The following is a 10,975-nucleotide window of genomic DNA, read 5'->3' as shown; positions in this document are numbered from 1 at the left end:
TCGAATGGGTGGATCATGTTGCCGTTAAGGATGAGAATTGACGTTGATGCTCGACCCGTCGTTACTGCGCGAATAGCCGCCCACAACGCCGTGGATTGCCAACGATGAACTTGAAATTCTCGAAATTCAAACAGGGTTGACCTCGAGGGGCGCGATTCGATCGCATCAGGTGCTGTGGTTGGAAATCCGGATCCCAGGAAATTCTAGCCATAGGCTGCAACCCGCCAACTCTGCAAGGCAGTTCTGCCTCGGGAATCGCAACGCCACCGACAGCAACCGACACGAAGAGGGCTCGGTTGCAAAAGCGAACTTTCAGCGAACGGAGTGAGGGGAAGCCGGAGCGCGACGTGCGGAGGACCAAGGCCAGGCCAACAAACGGAACCTCTCCACAAAGCACGACGGACGGTGCAAGTGAGTGATCACCCCCACAAGAGCTGCGCCGCTTTAAGCGCGGCGGGAAGGTTGGTCCGATGCCAGAATACATCGTGTCCAAAATGATTCGCCACGACCAGGGCGCAATGGGTATCGATGGCTAATTGGGTTGGCTTCCCGCCGGCACGAAGTTTGGCAGAGTCCATCCGCTTACCCATGGCGATTCCGGAGAGACGATAGGCCTTCCCGATTTCCGTCGGTGTTGTCCATATTTTGCGGTCGACCGGGCCTTCGGCATCGCCGCCGATCGCTTTCTTGGACAAGGCATCGGCTTCCCCGTTTTCCGCACGGGGAATCCACCTTATTATTACGTTGGGGATGTCCGCCATGAGCGCCAGGACGGTCTGGCACATCGGCACCAGGCTTTTGCTGTTGATTAACCACTCACCATTGACCTGTTTGATGACGAGCTGGCTGTCGCCGTAGACGGTCAGCTCCTGAATTCCGGCCTCGCAGGCCGCATCCAGTACCGCAATGAGCGCGGCGTACTCGGCTTCGTTACTCGTACCGGAACCAATGGCGCTTGAAATCTCGATACGCTCTCCCCTTGGTCCCTTCAGCAGGCCCCCTATCCCTCGGGATCCCGGGTTTGGATTTGCTGCGCCATCGAACCATGCCGTCCATCCCGTCTGTTCATCCGTCATTTCATGGTGCTCCTGTGCCCTATCTTCACGGTCGACATCCTACCGCGTAAGCCCGAAAAGCGGAGGTGCAGAGATAACGCACGGTTTGTTTCGGGTTCTCTATCCTTTCGCGATTCCTGTCGTTTGACGATGGCAACACTAGTTCGACGAAAACACAGCTATGCAATTAAGCGTCAAGCATTTAAACTCTACACCAATGACCACCCCTTCCCTCCTTGACACCTTGTCGGTGTGGCTCGATACCCCGGAGCCTGCCTTTACCACCTGGATTGGCTTGCAGGGCTACCGACCCTCCTCGCAACGCGTCTATGGCGCGATGTTCCGGCGTTTCTGCCAGGGACTCGCGGAGCAGCACGTTCGTCTGGATCAATGTGAATCCCGGCATATCCGGGTTTTCCTGGACGCCGAGAACCCCAACCTCCCGGGCTCGCGCCAACGTCCGCAAACCAGCCGCCAGCGGCAGCAGTATGTGCGCCTGATCGAGCGCGTCTATGCGCATCTGGGCACGCTCGGCCTGATGGGCCAGAATCCCGGCCGCCAGGCCGGCGTCGACCGCGTCGGGGCGGGGTCGGACCAGCCGGCGCGCTTCCTGTCGGTCGCTGAATGCCAGGCGGTCATCGCCCTGGCGCAATCGCGTCTGGACGCCTTGATCGCAGCCAGGTCGGGCACCGGCGCCTGGGTGGCGTTTCGGGATCTGGCGCTGGTCGGGGCCATCCTGGGTGGCGGTCTGAAACCCTCGCATGTCAGTGCGTTGACGCTTAATTGCATCAAGTTGGACGAAGGCGTCATCGATAATTCGGTGCCGGCGCATGCGCACCGGGCCCGCCTGCTGCCGTTTGCCCAGGCGGCGCTGGCGGCCTGGCTGGCGGTGCTGGAGGAATTGCGCGCCGAGTCCCTGGCCCTGAAGGGGCGCGCCGGGGGGACGCCTGAGCAATGGCGCAAGTCGCCGCTGGTTTTTATCGCCGATCGCTCAGGCCCTGGCTTCGGACGCTTCTCGACCTCTCGCAGGATGCACGCCGCTTCGATTTTTCGGCGCATCCAGGGCTTTCTTGAAGCGGCCGGGGTGGCCGGGCGCCGGGCCAGTCCGCAGACGCTGCGCAATACCTATGCCGCGATGCTCATCGAGGGCGGCGCCACGAATGCGGAGTTGATCAGTTGTCTGGGGTTGAGTGCGGAAGTGACCGCGCACCGGATGCGAGCGACGGTGCGTCGCCTAACGTGAGCTTTTACGGGGAGTGTCGGGGCCGTCCTGCAGGCGGGTGTCGGAACGTTGATCCCTCGGGGTAACGGCTGGCCATCGAGAACTCCCGTCGCCCTTTGCGAACGGCGACCTCATAAGCCGAAGGGGTTGAACACGGGCACCTTGAAGCGTTCAAAGTCACCGACGTTGCGGGTGACCACCGTCAATTGGTGCACCCGGGCGGTGGCCGCGATCATCGCGTCTTCATAGACGGTGTCGGACTGGCGGTGCATCAGCTTGGCCCAGAGCCGATAGGTGACCGCGTCCATCGGTAACACCTGGTAGGTGGCCTCGACCTGGTCGGCCCAGGCCTCGATCTGCGCGGCCTTGACGGCGTCTTGTTCGCGGGTGATTTCAATTCCGGCCTGAATTTCCCCGAGGGTCACGGCGGAAAGGTAGAGGTCGGACTCGGGAACGCCTTCGAGCCAGGCCACCACCGCCCCGTGCGGGCGGACCCGGCGCAGTTCGGAAACGATGTTGGTATCGAGTAGATACATGGCGGGCTTACAGGTCGATGGCGGTTCGTCGCCGGGCCTGTCCGCGAGGCGGGCAGACCAGGTCCGCACGGCCCACCTCGGACAACAGCAAGGCCTTGAGTGAGGGTCGGGCGGCCTCGCGCAGCCGCTTCCATTCCGCGATCGGAACCAGCACTGCGGTTTCTGCCCCACGCCGGGTCACGACCTGAGGCCCCTCGCTGACGCAGGTGTCGAGCAACTCGCTGAAACGCGCTTTGGCGTCCTGGACGGGCCAAACTTTCATGGGTATTCTCTGATGACTAGGCGTATGACTAGTCTATCAAGACTTTTGCGACACTTCAAGGCACTTTTTATCGGTGTTTGTTCAAGGGGAATAGAATTTTTCCGGGTTGGTTCGTTGTCTCATGGAGTGTTATCTTTCTACTGTCATGAAAATTCTCGAATACACCGGACTCGATACCTCGCGCGTCAAAGTCAGCTATCGCAAGGTCGTTGCGGCGATTGCCCGACTCGATTTCCGGGCCGCCCAGGTCAAGAAACTGGCCAATCTGAGCCACGGCAAATTCTATCGGGCCAAACTCGATGACGCCGATCGCCTGCTCTTTACGCTGGTTCGTCATGGCGACGAGGTCTGCGCCCTGATGCTGGAGGTAATCGCCAACCACGACTACGACAAGTCGCGCTTTCTGCGCGGTGCAGCGATCGATGAAAGCAAAATTCCCGATATCGACGCCGAGGCGGCCCTGGGCGAGGCGCAGCCGGTGCGCTATCTGCATCCGGAACGGACGGTGATTCATCTGCTCGACAAGCCGATCTCGTTTGACGATACGCAGGAGGCCATCTATCGCCAGCCAGCCCCGTTGATCGTGGTCGGCAGTGCCGGCAGCGGCAAGACGGCGCTGACCCTGGAAAAGCTCAAGCATGCCGAGGGCGAAGTCCTTTACGTCACCCACTCCAGTTACCTGGCGCAGAGCGCCCGCGATCTCTATTACGCCAACGGGTTCGAGCACGGCGGGCAGGAAGCGGTGTTTCTCTCGTACCGCGAGTTCGTCGAATCGATCCGGGTTCCGCTGGGCCGGGAAGCGACCTGGCGTGATTTTGCCGGCTGGTTTTCGCGCCTGCAGCTGGCGTTCAAGGGGTTTGACGGGCATCAGGTGTTCGAGGAAATCCGTGGGGTGCTGGCCGCCGGGGCGGGCGGCATTCTGTCACGTGACGACTATGGCGCGCTGGGTGTGCGGCAATCCATCTTTCCCGCCGAACAGCGCGCGTTGCTCTACGATCTGTTCGAGAAATATCGCGCCTGGCTGAGCGAGGCCAGCCTCTATGACCTCAATCTGGTGGCCCAGGAATGGCAGGGTCTGGCAGCACCGCGTTACGACTTCGTGGTCATCGACGAAGTGCAGGACATCACTACCGTGCAACTGGCGCTGGTGCTCAAGACCCTGAAAAAGCCGGGTCACTTTCTGTTGTGCGGTGACTCCAACCAGATTGTCCATCCGAACTTTTTCTCCTGGAGCCAGGTCAAGAGCCTGTTCTGGAATGACCCGGCACTGGCCGAGCGGCAGGCCTTGCACGTGTTGTCGGCTAATTTCCGCAACGGGTTGGAGGCGACGCGGGTGGCCAACCAGTTGCTGAAGATCAAGCAGCGGCGCTTTGGCTCGATTGACCGCGAGAGCAACTTTCTCGTTCAGGCGGTCGGCGGCGAGGCGGGCCAGGTGGCACTGATGCCGGACAAGGAGGCCACCACGCGCGAACTGGATCAGAAGATCCGCCAGTCGACCCAGTTTGCCGTGCTGGTCATGCGTGACGAGGACAAGGCCGAAGCGCGAAAGCACTTTGCCACGCCTTTGCTGTTCTCGATTCATGAAGCCAAGGGGCTCGAATACGAGAACATCGTCCTCTACCGTTTCATCTCGGATCACCGGGCCGAATTCAGCGACATTGTCGACGGCGTCGCCAAGGCCGACCTGGCCGTCGAGATACTCGATTACCGGCGGGCGAAGGACAAGAGCGACAAGTCGCTGGAAGTTTATAAATTCTTCGTCAATGCGCTTTATGTCGCACTGACGCGAGCGATCCGGAATATCTACGTGATCGAGTCGGATACCGGACATCCGCTCTTTGACCTGCTCGACATGAACCTCGGCCAGGTCAAGGTGGAGGCCCGGCAATCGTCGCTCGAAGACTGGCAGAAGGAAGCGCGCAAGCTCGAGTTGCAGGGCAAGCAGGAACAGGCTGAAGCGATCCGCCGCACCCTCCTGAAACAGTCGCCGGTGCCGTGGCCAGTGATCGATGAGCCCAAGATCAGGCAACTGTTGGTCAAGGTCTTTCGCGATCAGCTTCCGGGCAACAAGATGAAGCAGCAACTTTATGAAGTTGCGACCTGTTTTGATGAGCCGCAACTCGCGCAGTGGTTGGTCGATGAGGCCCGCTTCGACCAGGGAAAAAACTTTGCACAGCAACGCCCGACCCATAGGCGCAAGACTTACTTGCCGTATTTTGCCAACCACTTCAAGGCGGTTCTGAAGCAATGCGAGCAGTACGGGGTGGAACATCGTCTGCCGATGAATCAGACGCCGTTGATGGCGGCGGCCGCCGCCGGCAATGTTCCTTTGGTAGACGCCCTGCTGGCGTTAGGAGCGGATCGCGAAGCCATCGATCACTATGGCTATAACGCGCTGCACTGGGCTTTGCGTGAAGCGTTCCGCGATGCCAAATTTGCCGGCGGCCCTTTGGCCGCCCTCTACGAACGCCTGGCTCCGGCGAGTATTGATGTCAATACGGGCGATCGTCTGGTGCGCATTGACCGCCATCTTTCCGAGTATTTTCTGTTTCAGACGCTGTGGGTGCTCTTCAAGTCGCGCTTCACGCATTGGCAACGCCGAAGTAATGGCGGCTTCGACACGCAGGCCATTCTGGACGCCTGGCAGCATCTGCCCGCCAATGTCGTTCGCCCGGAACGCAACAAGCGTGCGTATCTCTCCGGGGTGTTGGCGCGCAACGAGATCGCGCGTGACTACGCCTATAACCGGGCGTTGTTCCTGCGCGTTGCCCAGGGCTGGTATCAGTTCAATCCGAAACTTTCCGTGCGTTCCCGGTGGGGCGGAGAGGAGCGCTGGACGCCGGTTTATGTCGCGCTCAATCTGCCGCTGATCAATGAGTTCAGTTGCCCGGATATCCTGGATAGTCTCTCCGAGGACATTGACAGGTATCTCGGGCTGGCGGGCATGGGGAAACGCACGATACCCATCGCCGCCGAACGCTCTGTAGCACGTGAGGAGGCCTGGTTGCGGCAACGTGAAGCGGAGGAAAAACTGGCGGCTGAGGCACGCGAGGCTTTGGCTCGGCGTCTGGCTGAAGAAGCGGCCGCCCGGATTCGGCCGGTGAGGTGGGGTTCAAAAGAGGCTAAACGGATCGAAATCGAGCGGCTGCGACGGGAAATCGATGAACGAAAGAAACGCTGATTGAAATTATTTTCCGGCGGCGTCAATACGCACAAATCTGGCGGCGGCAAGCCCATATCGCCCATCTCGGCAATGACTCAACTCACTCCAGAAACTCATCCGACTAAATCTGGCAGTTGCCCAGGTTACCGGGTGTTTCAAAGGATTGAAGCCTTGGGTAAATTCCCCGTTTCCCCCCGGCCACTGCCATGGGGATGCAAGGAAACGGGTGCCACGCCCAGGAACTTCCGGACTATTCAGGTTTTTGATCACGTTGGTATCGATAAGCGATGAAATGCAATGCAAGACAAGGCTTTCCCGCGTGGAGTCGGTAAGATAACAATATGAATTCAGGGAGAAGCCATTACCCATGGTACCCACTCTGCCCACCAAACTCATGCCAGCAGCCAACGAACCTCATCCACTTTCAGACGGCGCTAGCCGTCATATTGAGCCATGATGCCACCTATTGAATCTCGAACGGAGTTGATTAATGTCCGCGGGCTTCGTTACAACGTTCGGCACTGGGGGGATGCGAATGCGCCAAAGCTATTCCTTCTCCATGGCTGGATGGACTGCTCCGCCACCTTCCAGTTTGTCGTTGATGCGCTTAAGAAATCATGGCATGTGATTGCGCCTGACTGGCGAGGTTATGGCGCATCGGAATGGCTTTCCCGTCCCTATTGGTTTCCGGATTACTACGCCGACCTCAATGACCTTCTGAACGAATACTCTCCGAATCAACCCGCACGGTTGGTGGGTCACAGCATGGGGGCAAATATTGCCAGCATTTATGCGGGTATTTGTCCAGAACGGGTGGCCCAAGTGGTCATGCTAGATTTTCTGGGCTTAAAGCCCCCGAAAGCGATTGACGCTCCAACCCAGATTGGTAAGTGGCTAAAGGCGATTCAAGCGGAACCGAAACTCAGTAGCTATCTGAATTGTGACGCGTTGGCTCGACGCTTAAGGGTGGCAAACCCCCGTTTAACAGAAAGTCGTGCCACCTATCTCTCGCAAGTTGTCAGTCGGATTCGACCCGATGGAAAAATCGAGATGGCGTGTGATCCCTGGCACAAAATTCCGTCGCCGGCCGTGTATGTGGTTGAGGATGCCATGGCGAGTTGGCGGAAAATTGTGGCGCCGGTTTTGATGCTGATCGCCGATCAGGGTTTTGTGCTTCACCGTTTTGGGAATGATTCCAAGGAATACCACAGGCGACTAGGCAGCTTCAAAAACAATAAAGTCATCACCATCGCCAACTCGGGACACAATGTTCAGCACGATCAGCCTGAAAATGTGGCGTTAGCGCTTGAGAATTTCCTCATCCGAGACTGACTGAGAGAACATCCCTTTGGGTGCATCTTGTTCGTTGAAAGGATAAACCTTCCTGATGGTGAGCATTTACAAGGGATGTTGGACAAAAGTTCATTACCTAAGCCGGACTTGGCTGATAAGAGACTTTGGAATAAGCATGAATTTCAAACCATGGTGTAGTTATGAGGCGACATGTCGTCTATTCCAGAAACGACTGCGGGAATGTACAACGTGAAATGCCTTCTGGTTGCGACAAGCCAGACAACTTGAATTACAAGTGTAGCAACTTGCTACACTGTTCTCAGGCACCACCCAGCACCTTTTTGTCACAATACCGACTGCAGCGATGCCGTTCAAACCCTGTATTGGCCAGCAACCTAGCACGACAATACCAAGCACCACCTTTTTGTCACCTATGCTTTCTTACCCCCGGATAGATCGAGCTTCCCTTGGGCTGCTTCTCTGAATCTAAATTCAATCGTCTTTACTGCTCGACCAGATTTGAGCGCCGACCATTCGATCTCCAAGTTCGACTTTGCCTGAAGTTCTTCTACTGCTGGCTTGATTACCCGTCGTGCAACGTCCGCATAGCGGGTGTACGGAAGATCGAGTTGCCTGATCAGATCAGCCAACTCAATACGCAAAAGTCCGGTGCTGGCAAACTGAGCCAACATTTCGAAGATCCGTATTGAGTACGTGCTACGTAGTCCGGCTACCCGTTGCAAACTATACGAGGTGAATTTTGCTCTTAGTAGTGTAAGCAGTGGTAAGACATCGAGTGAAAATGACAACTCGGCCCAGCCTTCCCCATCGTGATACTGGACCTTGCTAACCCAACGCATTTTGGTGGTTTGCTTACCGTTAATCTCGGTTATTCTCCGCTCGAAAAGCTCATTAGTTGCTTCTTTGAGCTCTTCGTAGGCTTTACGCTTGTCAATTCCAAACGTTTCAGCAAACTCAAGGGCAGATATGCGAACTGTGGTTTGTGATCCCCTAGGGGAAACAAAGGGTCGCCGAGAGTCCAGTTTGCTGATCGCAGCTAAGACCAACCGTTGTTCTTGCAAATTCAGCTTGTAAGATGCTCGTACAAGCGCATTTGACTTGGCGACGAGATTATCCGACAAGCCACTACTCGCTACGAGCGCTGGCAGCAACTCAGGAGCTTCTGGAATAACTAACTCATCATCGATTGCATTCGACATCGGTGACACCGTTCGAGAATGTCGCTATATTAATTCGGTGACAAGATCAGGTCAAGTCTTCGAACACTCTATAGCTGCCACCTTTTTGTCACATGTATATAGCCTTGTAGGGATACAGAGTGGATTGTGGATAACAGCACCCTATTGTCACCCTTGACCACCTAACAGTCACATTTAGCCACCTAGCTGTCACTTAGATAACCACCTATTTGTCACTGAAGACCACCCTGGTGTCACTTTTACAGGTTTTATTTAAGCTCCAAACCCTTGGTATACAAGGGCTACAATGAATTACCCCTCAGCCTAAAAACAAGGTTTAAAAAAGAAGTTCTTAAAAACAAGCTAATAATATTTTAAAAAAAGGGCTCTGGTAGAAAGCTGAAACCAAAACCAAAACCAAAAAAACAAAACAAAACGTGACCAGTAATGCTACACATTTTCTATAAATGCACGTATCATTGAACACGATATATAGCCAGAGTGAGCACAATAGTGATAAAACAAACTAAGGTTTTGGCCGTGGCCAATCACAAGGGGGGGTGCGGTAAAACAACGACAGTTGTTCAACTGAGTGCGGAATTAGGTAAGCTAGGCCTCTCTGTTTTGGTGGTTGATATGGATCCCCAAGCCAACGCAAGTCTTCACATTGGCAAGAAACACCCCTCAGAAATAGCAATAACGTGTGCAGAGCTTTTGCTTTCAGAATTGGAAAAACTGCCTCAAGCTATCGATGAAGACACAATGCTGGAAAATGTGAGCTTAATTTACGGAAGCTTGGAACTTGGCCGTACCGAGGACGAACTTCGCGAGCACACCCCGCGTCCATCCGAAGAGCTACGGCACAAGCTAAAACCTTTGATGGGGCTTTTTGACATTATCCTTATCGATACACCGCCGTCTTTAAAGCTCTTGACGAGCAACGCCTTGGCGGCGGCAACTCATGTGATTATTCCGATTGAGTCTGGAAGCCAGTATGGTTTGTACGGGGTCAGTGATCTCATGCGTCACTGCGACAAGATACGAAAAGTTAACCCGGATCTCGAGTTGTTGGGTGCTTTATTGATTCGTCACGACGAGCGCCAAACTGTGTGTAAGCTCGTTGAAAACGCCGCCCTTGACCAGATCGGGCGTCTGATACCAATAAAAATACCAACATCTACCAAAGTTGCCCAAGCAGCCATTGCACAGTCCAGCATTCATGCTATAGACCGCACCAGCAAAGTTGCTCGCGAATTCAAAGAATTAGCGCGCTGGGTTACACAAACGTTGGGATTGAAAGTAACTAAGGATCATGCAGATGGCGAGTGACATGAAAGCAAAGCTGGCCGCAAAGCTGCAATCAAATCAAGCCCGCCACGCAAAAGCACCACATGAAACCGATTTGGAGCTAGGTCGCGAGCACAAGATGCTCCAAGTCGATCGAATCGATCCGAATCCTTTTCAGCCCCGGACAATTTTCCCCGAGGACGAGCTTGTCCAACTTGCACAGTCGATCGATGAAACTGGATTAATTCAGCCAATCACGGTCCGAATAGTTGGTGATCGCTACCAACTGATCGCCGGTGAACGCAGATGGCGTGCTCACAAGTACCTGGGAAAACGGACCATTGAAGCAATTGTCCAAGAAGCATCCGATGACGACCTTGCGGTTGCCGCGTTGGCTGAAAACATGGATCGGGAGGATTTGTCGGACTATGAAATCGGCAAGGCAATCCGGCAAGTTGAGTCACTGTTCCCATCGAGAGTCAAACTTGCCGAGGGCCTTGGCCTCAACAGGGAAGATATGTACAAGTACTTCGCTTTCGATGCACTCCCAACATTTATTATAGAAAGTCTAGACAAAAATCCTCGTTTGATCTCGCGTATTGCAGCCACCGACGTGAAAGCACTGCTGAACCGAACCAACGCGTCCCCTGCAGCCCTTGATGCACTACGAGCAGCTATTGAGTTAGTTACCAAAAAAGAACTGGATCAGTCCAAAATCGTTGATTACGTTACACGAGTGTTGCGTGGTGAACCGATGAGAAAATCATCAGAAGCAGCGCCTTTGACCAAGGATGGTCTGCAAGTAGGATCGGTGACTCACGATAGTCGTAACGTGATCGTTAAGATCAGAACAGCGGTCTTGGGTGAGAAAAAAGAACAAGCCCTTCGAGACTTCATCGAGAAGTTAATTCAACAATAGCTCCTTTTGATTTGGTAGGCAGTAAGGTCTGCTAATGTC

Annotated in this window: 9 protein-coding genes; 5 read left to right on the top strand and 4 right to left on the bottom strand. The window is 55.1% G+C overall.

Annotated elements, in window-relative coordinates; all coding sequences use genetic code 11:
- Positions 1–419 precede the first annotated feature (419 nt).
- Positions 420–1,076, bottom strand: coding sequence for a ribonuclease HI family protein (locus tag ACOYNV_RS22625; protein ID WP_422902070.1), 657 nt, complete (start codon positions 1,074–1,076; stop codon positions 420–422).
- Between the two features lie 196 nt (positions 1,077–1,272).
- Between ACOYNV_RS22625 and ACOYNV_RS22620 the strand changes: the two genes are divergently transcribed.
- Positions 1,273–2,298 carry a hypothetical protein gene (locus ACOYNV_RS22620; RefSeq protein ID WP_422902069.1) on the top strand — a complete coding sequence of 342 codons (1,026 nt, stop codon included), beginning with the start codon at positions 1,273–1,275 and terminating at the stop codon, positions 2,296–2,298.
- A 110-nt stretch (positions 2,299–2,408) separates the two neighbouring features.
- Here ACOYNV_RS22620 and ACOYNV_RS22615 read toward each other — a convergent pair whose 3' ends face one another.
- Together ACOYNV_RS22615 and ACOYNV_RS22610 are read right to left on the bottom strand one after the other, a co-directional pair.
- Positions 2,409–2,813 carry a type II toxin-antitoxin system VapC family toxin gene (locus ACOYNV_RS22615; protein ID WP_422902068.1) on the bottom strand — a complete coding sequence of 135 codons (405 nt, stop codon included), beginning with the start codon at positions 2,811–2,813 and terminating at the stop codon, positions 2,409–2,411.
- Positions 2,814–2,820: 7 nt separating this feature from the next.
- Positions 2,821–3,075 (bottom strand): type II toxin-antitoxin system Phd/YefM family antitoxin, encoded by a 255-nt coding sequence (locus ACOYNV_RS22610; RefSeq protein ID WP_422902067.1) that lies wholly within the window; start codon positions 3,073–3,075, stop codon positions 2,821–2,823.
- A gap of 145 nt (positions 3,076–3,220) precedes the next feature.
- On the opposite strand from ACOYNV_RS22610, the gene ACOYNV_RS22605 reads away from it, so the two are divergent.
- Together ACOYNV_RS22605 and ACOYNV_RS22600 are read left to right on the top strand one after the other, a co-directional pair.
- Positions 3,221–6,256, top strand: coding sequence for an ankyrin repeat domain-containing protein (locus ACOYNV_RS22605; protein WP_422902066.1), 3,036 nt, complete (start codon positions 3,221–3,223; stop codon positions 6,254–6,256).
- A gap of 435 nt (positions 6,257–6,691) precedes the next feature.
- A complete protein-coding gene (locus ACOYNV_RS22600) occupies positions 6,692–7,570 on the top strand; it encodes an alpha/beta fold hydrolase (RefSeq protein ID WP_422902065.1) in 879 nt (292 codons plus the stop codon).
- A 392-nt stretch (positions 7,571–7,962) separates the two neighbouring features.
- Here the strand turns inward: ACOYNV_RS22600 and ACOYNV_RS22595 are convergent, their stop codons facing one another.
- Positions 7,963–8,751 (bottom strand): replication initiation protein, encoded by a 789-nt coding sequence (locus tag ACOYNV_RS22595; RefSeq protein WP_422902064.1) that lies wholly within the window; start codon positions 8,749–8,751, stop codon positions 7,963–7,965.
- A 480-nt stretch (positions 8,752–9,231) separates the two neighbouring features.
- Here ACOYNV_RS22595 and ACOYNV_RS22590 point away from each other — a divergent pair, with 480 nt between their 5' ends.
- Both ACOYNV_RS22590 and ACOYNV_RS22585 read left to right on the top strand, forming a co-directional pair.
- Complete coding sequence (locus ACOYNV_RS22590) at positions 9,232–10,059, top strand: ParA family protein (protein WP_422902063.1); 828 nt, start codon at positions 9,232–9,234, stop codon at positions 10,057–10,059.
- A gap of 1 nt (position 10,060) precedes the next feature.
- Positions 10,061–10,936, top strand: coding sequence for a ParB/RepB/Spo0J family partition protein (locus ACOYNV_RS22585; protein ID WP_422902062.1), 876 nt, complete (start codon positions 10,061–10,063; stop codon positions 10,934–10,936).
- Positions 10,937–10,975 lie beyond the last annotated feature (39 nt).

The sequence above is a fragment of the Propionivibrio sp. genome, from assembly GCF_049316945.1.
Classification (GTDB): domain Bacteria; phylum Pseudomonadota; class Gammaproteobacteria; order Burkholderiales; family Rhodocyclaceae; genus Propionivibrio.
This window is presented reverse-complemented; position numbering and strand designations above follow the sequence as displayed.